Annotated in this window: 21 protein-coding genes; 15 read left to right on the forward strand and 6 right to left on the reverse strand. The window is 62.4% G+C overall.

Annotation, left to right across the window (positions count from 1 at the left end; genetic code table 11):
* Positions 1 to 2 precede the first annotated feature (2 nt).
* A complete protein-coding gene (locus tag GQ59_RS11390; RefSeq protein ID WP_051903913.1) occupies positions 3 to 1,538 on the reverse strand; it encodes an ABC transporter substrate-binding protein in 1,536 nt (511 codons plus the stop codon).
* Positions 1,539 to 1,939: 401 nt separating this feature from the next.
* Between GQ59_RS11390 and GQ59_RS11395 the strand changes: the two genes are divergently transcribed.
* The 6 genes from GQ59_RS11395 to GQ59_RS11420 all read left to right on the forward strand — a co-directional run bounded on the left by GQ59_RS11395 (position 1,940) and on the right by GQ59_RS11420 (position 7,696).
* A complete protein-coding gene (locus tag GQ59_RS11395; protein WP_037081242.1) occupies positions 1,940 to 2,368 on the forward strand; it encodes a hypothetical protein in 429 nt (142 codons plus the stop codon).
* 10 nt (positions 2,369 to 2,378) lie between these two features.
* Positions 2,379 to 3,992: an AMP-binding protein gene (locus tag GQ59_RS11400; RefSeq protein ID WP_037081244.1), complete on the forward strand. Its 1,614-nt coding sequence runs from the start codon at positions 2,379 to 2,381 to the stop codon at positions 3,990 to 3,992.
* A gap of 71 nt (positions 3,993 to 4,063) precedes the next feature.
* Positions 4,064 to 4,489: an organic hydroperoxide resistance protein gene (locus GQ59_RS11405; protein WP_037081245.1), complete on the forward strand. Its 426-nt coding sequence runs from the start codon at positions 4,064 to 4,066 to the stop codon at positions 4,487 to 4,489.
* Positions 4,489 to 5,667, forward strand: a complete 1,179-nt coding sequence (locus GQ59_RS11410; protein WP_037081247.1) for a thiolase family protein — start codon at positions 4,489 to 4,491, stop codon at positions 5,665 to 5,667. The genes GQ59_RS11405 and GQ59_RS11410 overlap by 1 nt, the downstream gene beginning before the upstream one ends.
* A complete protein-coding gene (locus GQ59_RS11415; protein ID WP_037081249.1) occupies positions 5,664 to 6,908 on the forward strand; it encodes an SDR family NAD(P)-dependent oxidoreductase in 1,245 nt (414 codons plus the stop codon). Before GQ59_RS11410 ends, GQ59_RS11415 begins: the two co-directional genes overlap by 4 nt.
* Positions 6,905 to 7,696, forward strand: a complete 792-nt coding sequence (locus GQ59_RS11420) for a cyclase family protein (protein ID WP_037081251.1) — start codon at positions 6,905 to 6,907, stop codon at positions 7,694 to 7,696. The genes GQ59_RS11415 and GQ59_RS11420 overlap by 4 nt, the downstream gene beginning before the upstream one ends.
* Here GQ59_RS11420 and GQ59_RS30540 read toward each other — a convergent pair.
* A complete protein-coding gene (locus GQ59_RS30540; protein ID WP_051903914.1) occupies positions 7,675 to 8,217 on the reverse strand; it encodes a winged helix DNA-binding protein in 543 nt (180 codons plus the stop codon). The two genes, GQ59_RS11420 and GQ59_RS30540, sit on opposite strands and share 22 nt — an antisense overlap.
* Before the next feature lie 101 nt (positions 8,218 to 8,318).
* On the opposite strand from GQ59_RS30540, the gene GQ59_RS11430 reads away from it, so the two are divergent.
* A complete protein-coding gene (locus GQ59_RS11430; RefSeq protein WP_051903915.1) occupies positions 8,319 to 9,125 on the forward strand; it encodes an aspartate/glutamate racemase family protein in 807 nt (268 codons plus the stop codon).
* Positions 9,126 to 9,131: 6 nt separating this feature from the next.
* Here GQ59_RS11430 and GQ59_RS11435 read toward each other — a convergent pair whose 3' ends face one another.
* Both GQ59_RS11435 and GQ59_RS11440 read right to left on the reverse strand, forming a co-directional pair.
* Positions 9,132 to 10,058, reverse strand: a complete 927-nt coding sequence (locus GQ59_RS11435; RefSeq protein ID WP_037081253.1) for an NADP-dependent oxidoreductase — start codon at positions 10,056 to 10,058, stop codon at positions 9,132 to 9,134.
* Between the two features lie 29 nt (positions 10,059 to 10,087).
* A complete protein-coding gene (locus tag GQ59_RS11440) occupies positions 10,088 to 10,843 on the reverse strand; it encodes an HpcH/HpaI aldolase family protein (protein WP_037081255.1) in 756 nt (251 codons plus the stop codon).
* Positions 10,844 to 11,037: 194 nt separating this feature from the next.
* Here GQ59_RS11440 and GQ59_RS30545 point away from each other — a divergent pair, with 194 nt between their 5' ends.
* From GQ59_RS30545 to GQ59_RS11455, 3 genes are read left to right on the forward strand one after another with little or no spacing between them, the layout of a single operon-like run.
* Positions 11,038 to 11,745 carry a GntR family transcriptional regulator gene (locus GQ59_RS30545; protein WP_051903916.1) on the forward strand — a complete coding sequence of 236 codons (708 nt, stop codon included), beginning with the start codon at positions 11,038 to 11,040 and terminating at the stop codon, positions 11,743 to 11,745.
* Positions 11,742 to 12,836 carry an LLM class flavin-dependent oxidoreductase gene (locus GQ59_RS11450; protein WP_037081257.1) on the forward strand — a complete coding sequence of 365 codons (1,095 nt, stop codon included), beginning with the start codon at positions 11,742 to 11,744 and terminating at the stop codon, positions 12,834 to 12,836. The genes GQ59_RS30545 and GQ59_RS11450 overlap by 4 nt, the downstream gene beginning before the upstream one ends.
* Positions 12,833 to 13,342, forward strand: coding sequence for a flavin reductase (locus GQ59_RS11455; RefSeq protein ID WP_051903917.1), 510 nt, complete (start codon positions 12,833 to 12,835; stop codon positions 13,340 to 13,342). The genes GQ59_RS11450 and GQ59_RS11455 overlap by 4 nt, the downstream gene beginning before the upstream one ends.
* Before the next feature lie 43 nt (positions 13,343 to 13,385).
* Here the strand turns inward: GQ59_RS11455 and GQ59_RS11460 are convergent, their stop codons facing one another.
* Positions 13,386 to 14,663: a cysteine desulfurase-like protein gene (locus GQ59_RS11460; protein WP_037081259.1), complete on the reverse strand. Its 1,278-nt coding sequence runs from the start codon at positions 14,661 to 14,663 to the stop codon at positions 13,386 to 13,388.
* A 222-nt stretch (positions 14,664 to 14,885) separates the two neighbouring features.
* Between GQ59_RS11460 and GQ59_RS11465 the strand changes: the two genes are divergently transcribed.
* Positions 14,886 to 15,596 carry a GntR family transcriptional regulator gene (locus GQ59_RS11465; protein ID WP_244447951.1) on the forward strand — a complete coding sequence of 237 codons (711 nt, stop codon included), beginning with the start codon at positions 14,886 to 14,888 and terminating at the stop codon, positions 15,594 to 15,596.
* Positions 15,597 to 15,638: 42 nt separating this feature from the next.
* Here GQ59_RS11465 and GQ59_RS11470 read toward each other — a convergent pair whose 3' ends face one another.
* On the reverse strand, positions 15,639 to 16,457 hold the full coding sequence (locus GQ59_RS11470; protein WP_037081263.1) for a sugar phosphate isomerase/epimerase family protein: 819 nt from the start codon (positions 16,455 to 16,457) through the stop codon (positions 15,639 to 15,641).
* Positions 16,458 to 16,677: 220 nt separating this feature from the next.
* On the opposite strand from GQ59_RS11470, the gene GQ59_RS32345 reads away from it, so the two are divergent.
* From GQ59_RS32345 to GQ59_RS11485, 4 genes are all read left to right on the forward strand, one after another.
* Complete coding sequence (locus tag GQ59_RS32345; protein ID WP_156376351.1) at positions 16,678 to 16,836, forward strand: hypothetical protein; 159 nt, start codon at positions 16,678 to 16,680, stop codon at positions 16,834 to 16,836.
* A gap of 23 nt (positions 16,837 to 16,859) precedes the next feature.
* Positions 16,860 to 18,497 carry an ABC transporter substrate-binding protein gene (locus GQ59_RS11475; protein ID WP_037081265.1) on the forward strand — a complete coding sequence of 546 codons (1,638 nt, stop codon included), beginning with the start codon at positions 16,860 to 16,862 and terminating at the stop codon, positions 18,495 to 18,497.
* A gap of 110 nt (positions 18,498 to 18,607) precedes the next feature.
* On the forward strand, positions 18,608 to 19,621 hold the full coding sequence (locus GQ59_RS11480; RefSeq protein ID WP_037081267.1) for an ABC transporter ATP-binding protein: 1,014 nt from the start codon (positions 18,608 to 18,610) through the stop codon (positions 19,619 to 19,621).
* Positions 19,618 to 20,601 carry an ABC transporter ATP-binding protein gene (locus tag GQ59_RS11485; protein ID WP_037081270.1) on the forward strand — a complete coding sequence of 328 codons (984 nt, stop codon included), beginning with the start codon at positions 19,618 to 19,620 and terminating at the stop codon, positions 20,599 to 20,601. The genes GQ59_RS11480 and GQ59_RS11485 overlap by 4 nt, the downstream gene beginning before the upstream one ends.

The raw sequence follows: 20,601 nt of genomic DNA on the forward strand, positions 1-20,601 counted from the left end.
TATCAGGACCAGGACATGGTGCTGCCCAGGACCCAGGCATTGCCGTACTTGACGTAGTTCAGGCTTTTCTTGCGCACCAGCGTCTGGACGCTCTGCAGGATCGGGATGTTGGCGCCGGTCTCGACGGCTTCCTGCGCGACTGCCTTATAACCGGCGATGCGCTTCTCGTAGACCGGTTCGACAAAGAGTTTCAGGATCTTGTCGCCGATCTCCGGACCCTTCCAGGCGCCGAACGGCATTTTCGGGTTCATCAGATAACCGGAGAAGATTTCCGGGTCGCCGGTGGCGTTGTCGAAGCTGTAGAGCGTGGCTTCCGGCAACTGGCCGCCGCGGTTCAGTTCGAAATACTTGGAATATTCGATCTGCTGCAGCTCGACCTTCAGGCCGACCTTCTGCCACATCTGGACAAGCGCGCGGGCGATATCGAAATCGCTCGGGAACTGGCCATTGGTTGCGGCGAGCGTGAAGGTCGCCGGCTTGTCGGCCGTGTAACCGGCATCGGCCAGAAGCTTCTTCGACCGCTCCGGGTCGTAGGAGAACTTGTAGTCGGGCAGGTAGCCAGGCGTGCCGGGCGTGGCCGGAATCGAGAGCGGCACTGCCGCGCCGCCGTAGAAGGCCTTAGAGAGCGCTGCCTTGTCGATCGCGTGATGGGCTGCAAGGCGGACGGCCATATCCGTGAACCCCTTGTCATTGCGCATCTGCAAAAGGATCAGGCGGGTAAAGGGGTTGATCTCGGCCGTCAGGCCTTCCGTCTTGCCGAGCCGCTCGGCTTCACGGACCGGAATGTTGACGGTCAAGTCCACCTGGCCGGACTGGATCGCGGCCGTACGGGCCGACGGATCCTTGATGATGTCGATGGTGACGCGCTTGATCTTGGGCTTGGTGCCGAAATAGGCGTCGTTGCGCTCCAGCACGATGCGGGAATTCATCTGGTAGTCGACGAGCTTGTATGGGCCGGTGCCGACCGGCTTCTTGGCGAATTCCTCCGGGCCGACGGATTCGATATATTTCTTCGGCACCAGATAGCTGCCGAGGAAAGCCAGCCACTGCGGGGCGGTCGGGGTCGGGGCGGAGAACTTCATGACGCCGGATGTCGGCGACAGGATTTCGATGTCGGTCAGCGTCCGCCAGGAATTGGCGATGTCGAGCTTCAGGCCGGATTTGATGCGGTCGACGAAGGTATATTTGAAGTCCTCCATCGTCATCGGATCGCCGTTGTGGAACTTCACGTCGCTGCGAATCTCGAACGGCATCGAAAGGCCGTCCGGCTTCAGTTCCCATTTGGTGATGAGGTTGCCGATGAGCTTCAGGTCCGGCGACTGATCGAGCGGCTGGTCGAAGACCATCTTGAAGAGCGGCTGCGCATCCGGGACGAAGCGCAGGTTCGGGTCCCAGGACGGCACGTCGGACGGCCAGCCTATGGTGACGCTGTCGGCGCCCTGCGCGAAGGCAAAGCTGGCCTGCGAGAGCACGGAGCCGCTGACCGCGGCAAGGCCGAGCATCTGCAGGAGATTTCTGCGGTCGATTTCAAAAGTCATGACGATCCCTCTGGTTTGCCCGTCGATCGCGACCGACGGACCTGCGGCGGTTGGTGAAACGCAAGCCTGCAATCCTGCCAGGGGCTTCTCTTGATTTTCGATGCCGCTTTTTGCGGTCGTCCCCTTAACAATTGAGGGATCGTAGAACGACGTATAAATTACTTCAAGCCTAAAATTTCCGATCGCCAGAAATTGAGAATCCCATCGACTTCTGCGTGTAAAAGGCCGGAATCGTCGGGTTTTTGTCAGCCTGCAGGTTGAGAACGTGATGAGCAACGGTCACCAAAGCGGCCACCGCAGGCCGGCGGCATAAAAACCCGTTGACGTTCTTTCCAATTATTTTATGCTTAAAATGTCTTTTAGAAAAATGACGCCTCGATGCGACTGAAAGAGGGACGCTGATGATCGATCCGCATTGTCATTCCAGCAGCATCATGGTGGAGCGCCCGGCGGCGGTCGCCTTCGAGCTGATGTCGGACGGACTGAAACAGGGCCGGTGGGCCTGGGGCAGCCTCAATCGCACCGAGGTGGAGCCCGGCCTCTTCTGCGGCACCTCGACCTTTACGGGAAAGCAGACATTCGTGCGGCTCAATGTCGACCGTGCGCGTTTCCAGGTGGACTACGAAGTCGGTGCGGCCAAGGACGCCATGCAGTTCCGCAACATGTCTCGCGTCATCCCCGGCGAACTGTTGCGCATGGGGCCGGACAAATGCGTGGTGACGCTGCTGACCTGGCGGTTGGAGACGCAGACGGATGCGGAATGGATCCAGTTCGGCACGATCCACGAGGCCGAGATGTTCCTGATCAAGGGCATCCTGGAACGGGCATAAGGACAGAGACATGCATTCTCCCTACCTCCTATTCGAGAACCAGGCGCTGAAGAACCCGGACGCGCCGATGCTGATCGCGCCGGCCAGTGCCAAGCTTCCTTATGCCCCCGAAGGCTTTCGCTACAGCTACGGCGAGGTTTTCACGCGCGTCAGTCTTCTGAAGCAGACGTTCGCGGCGGCAGGATATGGGATCGGAACCCGCGTGGCCCTCCTCCTCGAAAACCGTCCGGAATTCTTCGACTTCTGGCTGGCGCTGAACGCGATCGGCGTTTCGATCGTGCCGATCAATCCCGATCTGCGCCGCGACGAACTGCTCTTCCAGCTCGACATGGCGGAGGCTCCGTTGATGGTCGTCATCCGCGAGCGGCTGGATGATCTGCGGGATATCGCGCCCGGCAGGGTGACGGTGATCGCGGCCGGCGACGACATTCCGCCTTCGCCGGAAATGCGCGAGGCGCGACCAGGCTGCCCGGATGCCGAATGCGCTCTGCTCTTTACCTCCGGCAGCACCGGCAAGCCGAAGGGCTGCATCCTTTCGAACATCTATTTCATCGGCATCGCCGAATGGTACACGACGCAGGGCGGTATCGCCGAGATGGGCGAGGGAGCCGAAGTGGCGCTGACGCCGCTGCCGATGTTCCACATGAACGCGCTCGGCTGCACGGCGGTCGGCATGATCATGAAGGGCGGCGCGATCGTGCCCCTCGACCGGTTCCATTCGAGCAGCTGGTGGGCTTCGATCGCCGATTCCGGCGCGACGATCATTCATTGCCTGGGCGTCATTCCCGCGATCCTGCTGCAGCTCCCGACCGTCGAAGCAGAGCGGGCACACAGGGTGAAATTCGCGCTGGGGCCGGGCGTCGATGCCCGCCACAAGATCGAATTCGAGAAGCGCTACGGCATCCCGATCGTCGAGGCGTGGGCAATGACCGAAACCGGCGGCAGCGCCGTGACAACCACCGCGGCGGACGAGTATACGCCAGGCCTGCGCTGCATTGGCCGGCCGCGTGCCGGCATGGATTTTCGGATTGTCGATGATGCGGGGAACGACGCCGAAATCGGCAAGCCGGGCGAACTGCTGGTGCGTGCCAAAGGCGCAAACCCGCGCGAGGGTTTCTTCAGCGGCTATCTCAAGGACGAAAAGGCGACCGAGGAGGCGTGGGAAGGCGGCTGGTTCCATACTGGCGACGTCGTTTATGCCGACGAAAAGGGGCTTCTCTATTTCTTCGACCGCAAGAAGAGCATCGTGCGGCGCAGCGGTGAGAACATCGCCGTGCTGGAAGTGGAGGCAGCACTTGCCAAGGATCCGGCGGTCAAGGCATCGGCGGTAACGCCCGTGCCGGACGATCTGCGCGGCGAGGAGGTTTTTGCCTTCATCGTCGAAAGCGAACCCGCCGGCGCGGGCGAGCCGGCTGAAAAGGCGAAGCGGATCATCGAGGCCGCCGGGGCCCATATCGCCTATCACAAATTGCCCGGCTACGTGGTCTTCATAGAAAGGCTGCCGGTGAGTTCGACCCAGAAGCTGCAGCGCGGCGAGATCAAGGCGATGGCGGCGAAGGCGGTCGAGGACGGTTCGGCGATCGATCTCAGGAAGCTGAAGGCATCGATCCGCAAGGCGGGATGAACTCCCTTACGGTTCTTCATCGCTTCTGATATACTATAAATCACAGCTTAAATCACGATATGGAGGCACGCATGACCCCGGAAAAGATCCTCTATGAAACGTCCGTGACCGCGCATGGCGGTCGGGAAGGAAAAGCGCAGAGCACGGATGGCAGCTTTGCCGTCAATCTCTCTGTTCCGAAAGGCCTCGGCGGCCCGGGGGGCGAGGGGACCAATCCGGAACAGCTTTTCGCAGCCGGTTATGCGGCCTGTTTCCTCGGCGCGGTGAAGCTGGTGGCACGTACCAGCAAGATTGCGCTGCCGGATGACGTTTCGATCACCGCCAAGGTCGGTATCGGCCCGGTGCCGGTCGGCTACGCACTGGCGGTCGAGCTCGTGGCTTCCTTGCCCGGCATCGAGCGTGCAATCGCGGAAGAGATCGTCGCCGGTGCGCATGAGCGCTGCCCTTATTCCAATGCGACGCGCGGCAATGTCGACGTCAAGCTGACGGTGGCCTGATGGTTTTGTCCCGCGCGCGGCAATCTTATGACGGCGTGGTTCTGGCGGTGCCGGTGACGGTACCCTACCAGCGCTATTCCATCGAGACCGCGCATTGGTGGATGGGCAAGGCGCTGAGGGCGCTGGCGCAAGGCGCTGGCATCAGCCACCGGGATTTCGATGGCTTTTCGGTCGCGAGCTTCACGATGGGGCCGGATGTCGCGGTCGGTCTGACCCAGCATTTCGGGCTCTCCCCGCGCCATATCGACCACGTGCCGATGGGTGGTGCTGCGGGTATCGTCTCGCTCCGCCGGGCGGCACGGGCGGTGCAGGCGGGTGATGCGGATATCGTTGCCTGCGTTGCGGCCGACACCAACCGGGTCGATAGTTTCCGCAATCTGCTGGCTGGCTTTTCCCGGTTTTCGCAGGATGCCGTCTATCCCTATGGTGCCGGCGGCGCCAATGGCAGTTTTGCCCTGATCGCCCGGCATTACATGGATCACTATGGCGCGACGCGCGAGGATTTCGGCAAGCTCTGCGTCGCTCAGCGCGACAACGCGCTGCGCAATCCCGATGCGCTGATGAAGAAGCCGTTGACGCTCGAGCAATATATGTCGGCGCGGGCGATTGCCGAGCCGTTCCATCTGTTCGATTGCGTCATGCCCTGCGCCGGTGCGGAAGCCTTTCTGGTGATGCGTGAGGAGACCGCCGTTTCGCTTGGGCTTCCCTTCGTCCGGCTGCTGTCGGCCATCGAGCGGCACAATGCGTTTGCCGAGGATCCGGTGCAGGTGCGCGGCGGCTGGGTGGTCGATCGCGACGAACTTTACGGCATGGCCGGTTTCGCGCCCGACGATATGGATTTTGTCCAGACCTATGACGATTACGCGGTGATCTCGATGATGCAGTTCGAGGACCTGGGTTTTTGCGCCAAGGGCGAGGGGCCGGATTTCGTGCGCCAGCACACGTTCACGATCGACGGGTCCTTTCCGCACAACACGTCCGGCGGCCAGCTTTCTGTCGGCCAGGCGGGAGCCGCGGGCGGGCATCTTGGGCTTACCGAAGCGATGCGCCAGCTTTTGTGGACGGCAAAGGGTAGGCAGGTCGAGGATGCGAAACTCGGGCTGGTTTCAGGTTTCGGCATGATCAACTACGACCGTGGGCTCGCTTCTGCGGCCGCCATTCTCTCGAGGGCATCATGACCGGACCCTTTCTCAAGCCGAAGCGAAAGAACCCGCTCGCCCGCACCACTCAACCGTTGCTGCCTCCCTCGGCCCGCAGCCGCAAGGCGCACGGGCTGACTCTTGCTGCCGCGACCGGTCGCTTCATGCTGCAATGCTGCGGCGAATGCGGGCGCTACACCTATCCGGCGCGCGAGGCCTGCCCGAACTGCCTTTCGTCCGACCTGACGTTCAAGGGCGCGCCGACCGGCGGTTCGCTGCTGTCGGAAACGCGGATCGAGGTTACCAGCGATCCTTATTTCCGCGAGCACATGCCCTGGCGCACCGGCCTGGTTCAACTCGATTGCGGGCCGATTGTCATTGCGCATCTGCATGGCGGTTGCGGCGGACCCGGTAGCCGGCTCAAGCTGTCCCTGCAGCTGGACCGTGCCGGACAGGCCGCGTTCTTTGCCAAGCCCATTTCGGAGACGCCGCACATGGAAGACGATCCTCAATGGCGTGAGATGACCGCCGATCCGAGACACCGGCGGGTTTTGATCACCGACGGGCGCAGCCCGCTTGCTTTGCCGCTGGCGCAGGCTCTCAGGAAAGCGGAAGCGGCCAGGATTTTCGTCGGTGTGACGGACCGCTGGAAACCGTTTGAGCAGCAGGCGTTGCTGGAGGCGATCGAGGGCGTCGAATTTGTCGATCTGGATCTGACGAGCGAGCGTTCCGTGCAGGAGCTGGCGATGGATATCGGCGCCAAGGTCGAGATCCTGATCAATACGGCCGATCATGTGCGGCCGGCGCATCTCTTTGATGCCGGCGCGACCAATACGGCGCGCGAGGTGATGGATCATACAGTGATGGGACTGATGCGTCTTGCCCAGGCATTTGGGCCGGTGATGCGTTCGCGGGGCGCCGATGGCGCGGCCGGCACCGTTGCCTGGGTCAACGTGCTTTCGGTTCACGGGCTCAGCAATGTGCCGCAATTCGGCGTCCATTCCGCCGCGCATGCCGCCTGCCTGTCGCTGTCGCAGTGGCTGCGCACCGAGCTCAGGCCGGGCGGTATCCGGGTCGTCAACGCATTCACCGGGCCGCTCGATACGGAGTGGTTCCAGACGGTGCCGCCGCCCAAAGTGGCGCCAAAGGCCCTGGCCGACGCTGTTCTTGACGGATTGAAGCGCGGACTTGAAGACATCTATGTCGGCGATGTCGCCAAGGATATCGAGGCGCGGCTGTTCGACAATCCGAAAGCCGTCGAGCGGGAGGCTGGCCAATGAGCGGCGATATTCTTGGTGCCTTTGCGGGGGCATTGGCGAGCGGTGCGGTCCGCGTCGTCGACCTCACCCACACGCTGTCGCCGGATTTCCCGGTCATCGTCATGCCGCCGGAACTGGGGCAATCCGCGCCGTTCCGCATGGAGAGAATTTCCCGCTACGATGGCGGCGGGCCCGCCTGGTATTGGAACAATCTCTCCTTCGGCGAGCACACCGGCACGCATTTCGATGCGCCGATCCATTGGTATACCGGCCGCGACCTGCCGCTCAATTCCGTCGATACCCTGCCGCCGGCCGACATGATTGCGCCGGCCTGCGTGATCGACTGTTCAGTCGATGCCGCCCAGGACGCGGATTTCCTGCTGACCGTTTCGGATGTCATGACGTGGGAAGAGCAGCACGGTCGCATCCCGGCGCGCTCATGGGTCTTGCTCAGAACCGACTGGTCGAAGAAGTCAGGCGTCGCCTATGCCAACCTGCAAGCAGACGGCGCCCATACGCCCGGGCCGGATGCGGAAGTGATGCGCTGGCTGGTGGCGGAGCGGGACATTATCGGCTTCGGCACCGAGACGATCGGCACGGACGCCGGCCAGGCCGGGCATTTTTCGCCGCCCTATCCGGCGCACCATTACCTTCATGGCGCCGGCCGTTACGGGCTGCAATGCCTCACCAATCTCGACCAGTTGCCGCCGACCGGCGCGGTGATCGTCGCGGCGCCGCTCAAGATCCAGAACGGTTCGGGCAGCCCCTTGCGCGTTCTGGCGCTCGTTCAGGAGCGCTCCACCAGATGAGATCCGCTCGCCACGCGCCGGGCGGCGGTGTCGTAGAAGCTCGTGAGCAGCTCCAGCATTTCGGTCGCCTCGCCGAGCCCCTGTTCCGCGTGATCCATCTTCTGGATCAGCGATACGAGAAGCTGCCGCCGCAGTGCCCGATAATCCTGGGTGAGCTTGGTGCCCTTGCGGGTCGGCGTGTAGAGCGTGTCCTTGCGCGACCGGCCCTTGACCCGTTCGATGAGCTGCAGCGTCTGCAGCTTCTTGATGGCGTACTGAATGTTGGCGGTGTCGTCGCGGCCGAGCAGCCGGGAAATCTCGCCGAGCCCTTTCGGCTTGTTGCGATAACGGATCGTGTGCAGGATGGCGGTGTCGAGGCCGCTCAGGCCCGCGCCGGCAAGCTCGCTTGAACTTTCGGACTGCCACCGCAGGAAGGCGGCGGAAATTCGCCAGAGCGACCATTCGAACTCGGTCAGCGCCGCTTCCGACATCTCGACGGTGGTGTCGCTTAGCGGGTTTTCGGGCGTGGTCGACACAGTCATGCGGTTCCTCCGGGGGCGGGTTCTGCAACGGGAGTAAAGCCTTAAATTGATGTTTTGACGAGTGCGAATTCGCAACCGCAAGTGAACGAAACGAGGGGAACATGCGCATCTTCTGGCAGAGCTTCATCGATGCCACTTCGAGTGCCGCCTATATGACGCGGCTCTCGGACTATCTGAACGGCATTGCCGAACCGGGCACGACAGTGGACGTCTTCGGGATCAGTCCGCCGGACCGGCATTTCGGGCGACTGGCGGAGTTCCGTTGCGCGGCGATCGCGATCGACAACGGGCTGGAAGCGGCGAGCCGCGGATATGACGCCGTCGTCATAGGCCATTTCCAGGATCCCGGCCTCTATGAGCTCAAGTCGGCGCTGACCATTCCGGTGATCGGCGCCGGCGAGGTCTGCATGCATTATGCAGCCCGGCTCGGCCGGCGCATGGCGCTGGTCACCCTCGATGACGTCTTTCAGACCTGGCATTACGAGCAGGCCGATCTCTATGGCCTCGGTGGCCGGGTGAAGCACGTCGTCGGCATGAATTGCGAGCCTTCGGATTTCAGCGCGGCCTTTGCGGGCGACGACGATGCGCGGCGGCGGATGCTTGAGAACTTCACCGCCTGCGCCGAGCCGCTGGTGCGCGATGGCGCCGATGTCGTGGTACCGGCGGGTGTATTGCCGGGCCTTCTGGTCGGCGGCGAATACGGGTTCAAGGTCCTGCACGCGCCGGTCGTTAATACGGCGGCGGTGGCGCTGAAGAGCGCCGAGATGGACGTGCGGCTGCAGAAGATCAACGGGATCGAGGTGAGCCGCGGGCCGTTCTGCGCGCTCGCCAACGAGCACGCGATCGAGGATTTCCGGACTTTTGTCGCCAAGGGCCGTCAGGCGCCGCTGTTTCCGGGCGGCACCTGAAGAACGTCACATCGTCAGTATCAGGCGTCCGCGCGAAATGGCGCCTTTTTCCATCAGGCGATGGGCTTCGGCCGCTTCCGACAGCGGCATGGTGCGGGCGACCTGGGGCTTGAGCAGGCCGGCGCCGGCGAGATCCATCATCGATTGAAGGGCCTGCTTGTCGTCGGTGATCATTGCGCGGGTGACCTTGACGCCGAATTCCTCGCCGCGATCCCTGATCGGATCGGCGACCAGCCAGACCATATGGCCGCCCTTCTTGAGCACCTTGTAGGACTTGTCGTGGACTTCGCCGCCCATCAGCTCGAAGACGATATCCTGATCGAGCAAGAGTTCGGAAAAGTCTTCCTCGTCATAGGCGATGACGCGGTCGGCGCCGAGGCCGAGCACGTAGTCGCGATTGGTCGAGCGGCAGGTAGCGGTAACGTGGGCGCCGAGATGGTGGCAGAGCTGGACCAGCAATCCGCCGACTGCGCCTGAACCGGAATGGACGAGAACCCTGTCGCCGGATTTGACTTCGGCAGTCCGCACCGCGATCCAGGTGCTCAAGCTGGCATTGGTCAGCGCCACCGCATCGACGGTCGAGAGGTTGTCCGGAATTTTGACAGCATGCTTTTCATCGACTGCGATCATTTCCGCATAGCCGCCTTGTGCGAAGGCGCCGGCCATGACCGCGGTCCGGTCGCCTACCTCGAACTCGGTGACGCCGTCGCCGACGGAAATCACCGTGCCGCCACCGTCGCGGCCGGGCACGCTCGGCATCGGCAGGGTGAAGTGACTTTGCAGGTGTCCGGCGCGGAGTTTCCAGTCGAAAGGCGTGACGCTGGCAGCCTCGAGCTTCACCAGGATCTGGCCCGGTCCGGCGACCGGATCGGGCAGATCGACATAGTGCATCACATCGGCCGGGCCGTGCTCGCTGTACTGGATGGCTTTCACGTCGTCACTCCCTGGAAAATTGATGCAGCCTAGGCGGAGCGCGCGGCGGCGACGTCGGCAGCGATGCCGGCGCCGAGGAACCTCGTATCGCTTGAGAGCAGATAGAAGCTTATGCCGGCTTCCGACCATTTTCCGACGTCATCGGGGGAGGGGCGGAAGATGCCGACGGCCTTGCCCGCTTTGCGTGCAGCCTTGGTGATCGTCAGAATGGCCGCATCCAGCTTCTCGGCTCCATCCGGCCCCATCGCGCCGATCGAGACTGAGAGGTCGCCGGGGCCGATGAAGACCACGTCGATGCCCTCGACGGCGGCGATTTCCTCGACATTGGCGAGCCCTTCGGCGGTCTCGACCTGAATTGCGAGGACGAGGCTTTCATTCGCCGATTTCAGATAGTCGGGAATACGGTAGCCGTAGCCTGCGGCACGTCCCGGGCCGACGCCGCGTTCGCCGATCGGCGGATAACGGGTCGCCAGAACGGCGGCCTTGGCCTGGGCGGCGTTCGAGACCCGCGGCACCAGCACGCCGGCAGCTCCGGCGTCGAGCACGCCGGCTATCGATTCCGGGGCGTGGCCCGGAACGCGCACCATGGCGGGCACGCGATGGACATCGGCGGCGCGGACGAGATTTTCGATCAGCTCACGGCCGATCTGAGCATGTTCGGCGTCGATGCAGATGAAGTCGAGGCCCGCCGCAGCCGTCACCTCGATTGCGACCGGATGTGGGATCGCCGCGAATGTGCCGATGACGCGCTCATGACCGATACATTTTCTGCGGAAGTCGCTCATCGGATGCCCTATGAAATTTGCCGGAACGGCTTTGAAACCTGCGCCAAATTAAAGTTTAAGCCTAAAATTCCTGGAGCTGCAAGCGAATTAAACAGTATACTGAAAATTACATAAAATAGGTTACCTGCCTGGATTGTAGGAAAATTCGCTTGATATAAGGCAAAATCAGTATACGATTTCAGCAGGAGATTTCGATGTTGAAGCCGAACGACAATCTGGTGGATGCGATTTATGCCGACTTGCGGCTGAAGCTGCAGCGCAGCGCCGTTTCGCCGACCGATCGCCTGGTGGATACCGAGATCGCCAATGCCCACGGCATTTCCCGCATGCCGGCCCGCGAGGCGCTGCTGCGGTTGGTGTCGGAAGGTTATCTCGTCGGCACGACGCGGGGCTTTGCAGTCCGGGAATTGTCCCTTGAGGACATTTCCGGGCTTTTCGAGGTGCGCCGCCAGCTCGAGCCCCGCGCTGCGGCCTGTGCGGCCCGCGACATGACGCCCGAGATCGAGGCGGAGATCACGGCCGCAATGAACCGGGTGGAGCTGGCGCTGAGCGAAAGCGATATTCCTGCCCTGCTGGCGGCCAATGTCGATTTTCGCAATGCCTGGCTGAAGGCGGTCAACAATCCGCATATGGCGGCGACGATTTCCCGCTTCATCGATTATTTCCAGTCCGTGCGGCTCGGCACGTTCGCCGATCCGGGTGCCGCCTATCAGTATATCGACGGTCTTTCCCGCATTCATGCAGCCTTCCTCGCGCACGATCCGCTGATGGTTCAGGACCGCATGACGCTTTTCATGTTTGCGGCGGAAGAAGCCTATCTCTCCGTCCGACGGCGCCAGTTGCAGGAGGCGCAGACCGCGCGTCCCGTCCGCAGAAGAATACAAAAGAGAGGAACAGCATGATCAAGCCGCATCCGCTGAAAGGCCCCAGCAAACTGAAACTCGGCGTCTTTTCGCCGAATGCGGACGGGGGGCTTGCGATTACCGACGTGCCGGAACGTTGGCAGGCGCGCTGGGAGGACAATCTCAACGCCGTTCAGATCGCCGATCGCGGCGGGCTCGACTTCTTCCTGCCGATCGCCCGCTGGAAGGGGTTCGGCGGCAAGAACCGGGTGCGCGAATGGTCGTTCGAGACGTTCACCTGGGCCGCCGGCCTTGCTTCCGTCACCGAGCGCATCGGGCTGTTCATGACCGTGCATGTGCCGCTCGTGCATCCGCTATACGCGGCGAAGGCATTGGCGACGGTAGATCATATCAGCAGCGGCCGGGCGGGTCTTAACATCGTCTGCGGTTGGAACCCGAAGGAATTCGGCATGTTCGGCGTGCCGCTGGTCGAAAAGGGCTACGACCAGGCCGACGAATGGCTGGAGATCATGGAGCGGGCCTATACGTCGGACGCGCCATTCGACTTTGACGGCACCTATTACAAGCTGAAGGATGTCGTCAGCCGGCCAGCCAGCCTGCAGTCGCCGCGGCCGGTGACCATGAATGCCGCCTTCGGCGGGCCGGGGCGGGATTTCGCGGCCAAGAACTGCGAATATCTGTTCACCACCTTCACCGAGATTTCCGAGGCCGGAAAGCATGTCGAAGACATCAGGAGCCGGGCGGACAAGCTCGGTCGCGATGTCGGCGCCTATACGGTCTGCCACGTCGTCTGCCGCGAAACGCAACAGGAGGCGGAAGATTATTACGAGCGTTATGCGGTGACGATGGCCGATCACGCGGCGGTCGATGCGCATATGGCCGGCAAGAAGGAGTTCACCCAATCGCATGACAAAAGCGCCTACGATCTCTATCGCAAGCGGTTTGCGGGCGGCGCGGGCGGTTATCCGCTGGTCGGCACACCGGAAAAGATAGTCGAAGACATGATTGCGATCTCCGAACAGGGATATTCCGGTATTGCCATGTCCTTCGTAAACTACACCTATGAGCTGCCTTTCTTCTGTGATCGCGTCATGCCTTTGTTGAGGAAGGCGGGGCTAAGGGTCGAATGACGGTAGATATTTTGAACGACGAAGTGGAAGCGACACGGCTCGTCTTCCGGGAAGGCATGGCGCGTCTGGCGGCGGCGGTGAACATCGTCACCACCGACGGCCCCGGCGGGCTTGCGGGCTTTACCGCTTCGGCCGTCTGCAGCGTGACGGACCGGCCGCCGACGCTTCTCGTCTGCCTCAACCGGTCGAGCTCTGTCGCCGGAATGTTCGAGAGAAACCGGGTGCTGTGCGTCAATACGCTCGCCTCCAACCATGAAGCGATGTCAAAACTCTTTGGCGGAGCGACACCGCAGGGCGACCGGTTCGCGGTGGGTGACTGGGTGCTCGGCGCGACGGGCTCGCCGCGGCTGACCGACGCGATCGTCTCGTTCGATTGCGAAGTGGAAAATGCGGTCGCGAGCGGCACGCATCACGTGCTGTTCTGCCGGGTCGTCGGGGTCGCCCATGGACCGGCGGATGAAGAAGCGCTCGTTTATTTCCGGCGCCGCTACCATCACCTCAAATGAGATGAAGATCTCCGCGGGAACGAGTCCCGCGGAGATCTTTGCATTACCTGGCCTTAGCGATGATCTCGCCGAGCACCGTGTCAAAGCGGTCGATCTCTTCCACCTTGTTGTAGTGGACCATGGAGACCCGCATGCAGCCGGTTTCCATGGTGAGCCCGAGGCGCTTCATCAGGCGCGGCGCAAACATATGACCGTCGCGGCTGCCGATGCTGTTCTTGCCGAGTTCGGCGGAGAGGTATTGCGGCGTCAGGCCCGGAACGTTGAAGCAGATCGTTGGAACGCGCTTTTCCACCTGGTTTTCATCGGAAACGCCGTAGATCGTGGCGCCGTGCTTCTTCAGCACCGACAGCATCTTCTTCGACAGCGTCTGCTCGTAGGCACGGATGGCGCCCATGGCGGCGGCAAGCGCATCGCGGCGGGAATGTTCGCCGTCGGGCAGGAACCTGCGTCCGAGGTCCTCGAGGTAAAGCACGGCGGCGTTCATGCCCGCGACGTTTTCATAGGTGAAGGTGCCGACCTCGATCTTGTAGGGCGGAACGTCCGGAATGAAGTCTTCCTTGAAGGTGGGGAGTTTGACCAGCGCATCATAGCGGCCCCAGAGGAATCCCATATGCGGGGAAAAGTTCTTGTAGCCGGAGCAGACGAGATAATCGCAATCCCAGGCCTGAACGTCGATCAGCGCGTGCGGGCCGTAATGCACGCAGTCGAGGAAGACCTCGGCGCCGGCCGCGTGCGCCAGTTTGCCGACGGTCGCCACATCGACGACCGTGCCGATCGAATGGGCGGTGACCGTGCAGGCGACGAGGCGGGTCTTGTCGTTCAGGAGCGGTTTTAAATCGTCGGTATGCAGCATGCCGTCTTCGCGCATCTTCCACCAGACGATCTTGGCGCCGTCGGCTTCCAGCGCCATCCAGGTGGCGATGTCGGCGTCATGGTCCATGTCGGTGACGATGATCTCGTTGCGCTCCTGCAGCATCTTGGCAATGCCGAGGCTGACGAGGCGGATGAAGGATGTGGCGTTGAGGCCGAAGGAGATCTCTTCCGGGCGGTAGGCATTGACCAGCAGGCCTACCGAGATACGGGCTTCGGTGATCGTGCGATCGACGCCCTGGCTGTGCAGATAAGGAGCCATGCGCTGCACGTTGCAATCGACGAGATGGGCTGCGACGGCATCGACGACGGCCTGGGGCACCTGGGCGCCGCCGGCATTTTCGAAGAAGATGAAGTCCTTGTATTTCTGGAGGGCCGGAAATTTCAGCCTGAGTTCATCGACCGGAAAGGCCTTGGCGAGGTTGTCGCCTGCCGTAACATGCGTGTTCATGGATTCTCCCTGGGTGTCGACCGATGAAGAGGGTTACAGGTGACAATAAGCCTCCCCAATTTATGTTTGCTCGAAGCCTAATGAGCATTTGATCAAACTTTCAAATGTTCTATTGTGTCATCGGCATTTGATCAAGGGGAAACGCGTCGCGAACAGGAGATGGCCGGACGCCGGGAGACTTGAAGAGCGCGGCCCGTTATGCGAGGCCTGGTTGTGATAGGAATGGATCAGAGGACAAGGATGGCGGATAGCGGGCTTTTGAAGGTCACGTCGCGCGTGACTGTTCAGGATACGGTCTACGAACAGTTGCGCCGGGCGTTGATGTGGGGTTCCTTCGCTCCGGCGCAGGCGATCACCATTTCGTCGCTGGCAACCGAGTTCGGCACCAGCCACATGCCGGTGCGTGAGGCGTTGAGACGGCTCGCGGCGGAGAACGGGCTGGAGATCGGCCATAACGGATCGGCACGGGTGCCGGCGGTTTCCCGCGAGCGGCTCGACGATCTCTGCCAGGCGCGCATCGCGCTCGAGGGTCTGGCGACGGAACTCGCCGCAGCGCATATGACCGACGAGGACATCGACCGTTCGGAAGCGCTCGCCCGCGAGCATGACGAGACCGGCAAGGCTGGTGACGTCTATGGCATGCTGCGCAAGAACCAGGAATTCCATTTCGGCATCTACGAGGCATCGCGCTCCGAAGTGCTGCCACAGCACATCGAAATGCTCTGGCTGCGGTTCGGCCCCTACATGCGGATGCTGACCAATTACGTGGAAAAGGAATTCGACAAGGGCGTCGTGTACCCGTTCTCGTCCTATCATTTCCGGATCGTCGCGGCGCTTCGAGAGCGCAACGGCGCGCTCGCACGGGATATGATGGTGGGGGATATCCTCGCCACCCAGTCGCACCTGCGGGACATGTCGCCGGAACTGCGGTGACCCCGGCGCAGTGCGCCGGGGCGTGAGCGTCTAAAGTCTGGCTTACTGGCCGAGGCCGAGCGATGCGAGATACTCGACCGAAGCCGGAATCTTCGACTTGTCCTTGATCTCGACGATCAGGCGCGGATTGCTGGTGAGATCGGCAAGTGCCTGGAAGACCGACGGCCAGAGGATATTGCCTTCGCCGAGCGCCCAGTGACGGTCAGCGTAACCGTCGGCATCCTGCAGATGGACGTGCTGCAGGCGGTTGCCGGCAGCCTTCACATAATAATCGACCGGCGGAGCGCCGGTGGAGCCGTGCGCGTAATGCGCGTGGCCGGTGTCGATCGAGACTGCGACGGCCGGCGAGTTGAAGCTGTCGGCGAGCGCCACGCGGATATGCTGGTCGATATCCTCGATATTTTCCAGGACGATGACGGCGCCGATATCCTCGGCCTGCCTGACGGCATCGCGCATCGTCAGGTGTACATGCTCGACGACGCGCTCGCCCTCGCCCTTGTTGTTGTCGAGGTTGTTGTAGGACCAGGTCGTGTAGGGGCTGTGGGCGACCATCTGGGTTGCGCCGATCGCTGCACAGACGTCGAGGCCCTGCTTCAGGCGCTTGGCGACGACGGCGCGGATATCCGGATCCTGGGAAGCGATGGTGAAGCCCCAGAACGGGCCGTGGATGCCGAGTCGGCCTTCAAAACCGTCGAGCAGCTTCCTGGCGCGCTCGGCCAGCGGCGCCCAGTCGCCGTTCAGAACGTCACCGGTGGTAAAATCCTGAAGTTCGAGATCGCGCTGTTTTTCGAAAAGCCAATCACGGTGAATTTCGAGCTCGCCAAGCGTCATGGCGGCGCCGATCACGGGAAGGGAGGACATGGAAAACTCCATTAAAACAAAAGGAAATGTGGGGAGGGGATGCGCCGGAAGAAAATCAACGCAGAGGGCGTCATCTCAGAATTTTGTGTCGGCAATATTACATTTGTAACGCGGGATGATGAAATTTGCATCCGTGTTCAATTTCATCGAATCGCCAAGTTAGCGTCACGGAACTGATACACGGGCTGGCCAAATAGCCCCTGCAAATCAGGGGGTATTCGTGAGCGGCAATAATACGCTTCTTATCGACGTGAATCAGGGCGAGCGGCTTTCACGGCCGCAGCCCGAGCGGATGGCGTGCCGTTGGCGGGCCAAGCTCAGCGAACCCCTCAGCCGTCACCGCTCAAGCTCGCAGGGGCTGATCGAGCTCGTCCATTAACCCGAAGCCAAAGGACTATTTCCATGGTCAACTTCACCCGCCGCAGCACGCTCGGCCTTGCCGGGGCCGCTGCCGGTTCGCTGATCCTGCCGCGCTTCTCGATCGCCCAGAGCGACAAGCGTCCGTCGATCACCATCGCCGTCCAGAAGATCACCAACAACAATTCGCTGGATGTCTGGCACGAACAGTCGAATGTCGGCGAGCGCGTTTTCTTCCCCAACCTCTGGGAAGGTCTCATCTTGCGCAACTGGATGGGCAACCAGGGTCCGCTTCCGGGTCTCGCAACCGAGTGGAAGCGCATCGACGACAAAACGCTGGAACTGAAGCTGCGCCAGGGCGTCAAGTTCCACAACGGCGACGAGCTGACGGCCGACGACGTCGTGTTCTCGTTCTCCAGGGAACGTGTGTTCGGCAATACCGAGCCGGCCGGCGGCAAGACGATCTTCGAATCCGAGCACAAGCCGACCACCGTCAAGGAACTGCCGGCTTCCGTTCCCGGCGTTGGCCGCCGTCTGTGGCCGGCTCTTGCCGGCGTCGAGGCCGTCGACAAGTACACCGTCCGTTTCCACAACGCGACGCCGGACGTCACGATGGAAGGTCGCCTCTATTCCGGCGGCAGCCAGATCACCAACCGTCGCGCCTGGGACGAAGCCAAGTCCTTTACCGAGTGGTCCCGCAAGCCGATCACGACCGGCGCCTACATGGTTGCCGAATACAAGCCGGATGTCTCGTTGACGCTCGTCGCCTTCGATCAATACTGGGGTGGCCGTCCGCCGCTCGCCCAGATCCGCTTCGTCGAAGTTCCGGAAGTCGCCTCGCGCGTCAACGGCCTGCTCTCCGGCGAATACGACTTCGCCTGCGACCTGCCGCCCGACCAGATCGCCACGGTCAAGGCTGCCAAGGGCTTTGAAGTCCAGAGCTCGACCATCTGGAACCACCGCGTTTCGGTCTTCAACACTCAGAACCAGATCCTTGCCAACCCGCTGATGCGCCGGGCGATGACGCACTCGATCGACCGCAAGGCGATCGTCGATGCGCTCTGGGCCGGCCAGACGGTCACCCCGGCCGGTCTGCAGTTCGAATCCTTCCGGACTTCGGACATGTTCATCGAAGGCTGGGCCGCTCCGGAATTCAATCCGCAGCTCGCCAAGGACCTCATCAAGCAGGCCGGCTACAAGGGTGATCCGATCCCGTATCGCCTGCTCAACAACTACTACACGAACCAGACGGCCAACGGCCAGATCATGGTCGAGATGTGGAAGCAGGTCGGCATCAACGTGCAGATCGAGATGAAGGAAAACTGGGGCCAGATCCACGATCCGGCAGGCGTCAAGGGCGTCCGTGACTGGTCGGCCTCCAACACGATCAACGACCCGATCACCCCGCTTGTCGTGCAGTTCGGCCCGAACGGCGAAGTCCAGCAGAAGAAGGACTGGACGAACGCTGAAATGAACAAGCTTGCGCAGGTCATGGAAACCTCCACCGACCGCGCGCTGCGCAAGAAGGCGATCGCCCGCATGCTGGAAATCGCCGAGCGCGAAGACCCCGTCTATCAGGTCCTGCACCAGAACGCCGTGTTCACGGGCATGAAGTCGTCGCTCAAGTGGAAGGCCGCTCCGGCCTTCGCGATGGACTTCCGCTCCTCCAACTGGGCGATCTGACCGGATCGTTCTCCCCTGCTCCGGCGACCATGCGGCCGCCGGAGCATTTGTTTTCAAGAACGGCAATGTCTTCGGTCCGGAAACGGCGGCAGGCAGGAGTATGGCGGGATATGGATAGAGCATCGTCCAATCTGGTGGAGTTGCGTGGCCTGAAGGTCGCCTTCGACGGCGTCCAGGTTCTGCACGGTATCGATCTCGATGTAGGCCGGGGCGAAGCGCTCGGTCTCGTCGGAGAATCGGGGTGCGGAAAGTCGGTGACGTGGCTCGCGGCGCTGGGACTGCTTCCCGGCAAGGCGAGCGTTACCGGTTCCGTGCGGCTCGAGGGGCAGGAACTCGCCGGCGGCCCGCGCGAGGTCTACGAACAGGTGCGGGGCGGCCGGATCGCGATGATCTTCCAGGACCCGTCGAGCTCGCTCAATCCGGTGCTGAGGATCGGCGCTCAGATCGTCGAGGCGCTGTCGCTGCATCGCGGCCTGAGAGGCGACCCGGCCCGGAGAGAGGCGCTGCGGCTATTGGACATGGTCGGCATTCCCGATGCCCGCCGCCGTTTCGATCTTTATCCGCACGAATTTTCGGGCGGCCAGTGTCAGCGGCTGATGATCGCCATGGCGCTTGCCGGCGAGCCGGACCTGCTGATCGCCGACGAGCCGACCACGGCGCTCGACGCGACGATCCAGGCGCAGATCCTCGACCTGCTGATCCAGCTGCGGGCCGAGACCGGCATGGCGACGGTGTTCATCAGCCACGATCTCGGCGCCGTTTCCCAGGTCTGCGAACGGGTCTGCGTCATGTATGCCGGCCGGATCGTCGAGGAGGGCAGCGTCGCGCAGCTCTTTTCCGAGCCGCGCCATCCCTATACGCGCGGCCTATTCGACGCGATCCCCCGGATCGACGGCCCCCGCCAGCGGCTTATCCCGATCCCGGGCACGGTTCCGAACCCGAGACATCTCCCCGAAGGCTGTTCCTTCCAGCCGCGCTGTTTTCGCGCGGTCGAAGCCTGTCGTGTCGAGCGCCCTGCGCTTGTCACATCGGCCGATGGCCGGCAGCTCGCCTGCTTCCGGCCGGTGCCGGCAAACGAGCCTGCCGAGCCCAGAAACAGAGTGACCGAGGATATGCTGCTTTGACCGCGCTCATCGAAGCGGACAATCTCGTTCGCGTCTACAAGATCCGCCGCGGGGTGTTTGCACAGCCGCATCCCGTGCGTGCCGTGGACGGGATTTCCTTGGCGCTGAAGCCCGGCGAAACGCTCGGCGTCGTCGGCGAATCCGGCTCGGGCAAGTCGACTCTCGGGCGGATGCTGCTCGGCATAGACGCCGCACAGGGCGGCGAGGTTCGGTTCGAAGGCAAGCCGATGCCGCACCTGAAGACGCCGGAATGGCGCGCGCTGCGCGCGAAGATGCAGTTCGTCTACCAGGATCCGCTGGCGGCGCTCGACCGGCGCGTGACGATCGCCAGGCAGATCGGCGAGCCGCTGGAAATCCACAAGCTCATTCCGAAAGAATACCAGCAGGCCCGGATTGCCGAACTGATGACGGCCGTCGGCCTGCGTCCGGATCAGGCCGGGCGTTACCCCCACGAACTCTCGGGTGGCCAGAGGCAGCGCGCCGTGATTGCCCGTGCGCTCGCCGCACGCCCGAAGCTTCTGGTCTGCGACGAGCCGGTTTCCGCGCTCGATGTCTCCATCCAGGCGCAGGTCGTCAACATGCTGCGGGACCTGCAGGAGCAGAACGGCATCGCCATGGTGTTCATCAGCCATGACCTCAAGGTGGTGCGCAACATCGCCGACCGGGTGGCGGTGATGTATCTCGGCCGGATCGTCGAAGAGGCCTCTTCCGACGTGATCTTCCAGTCGCCGCAGCATCCCTATACCAAGGCGCTGGTTTCCAGCGTGCCGGTGCCGGGCAAGATCCTCGAAGGGCGCGTCATTCTTCAGGGCGAGCCGCCGAACCCGGCCAATCGTCCGTCCGGCTGCGCTTTCCACCCCCGTTGCGCGCTGGCGCAGGACGTCTGCCGCGCAGTCGTGCCGCAGCTTCGCCCGATTGGCAATGGCCGCACGGCTGCCTGTCATGTGGTGGCTGGCGAAGCCGCCGCGATTGCGGCCTGA

It is taken from the genome of Neorhizobium vignae, from assembly GCF_000732195.1.
Taxonomy (GTDB): Bacteria; Pseudomonadota; Alphaproteobacteria; order Rhizobiales; family Rhizobiaceae; genus Neorhizobium; species Neorhizobium vignae.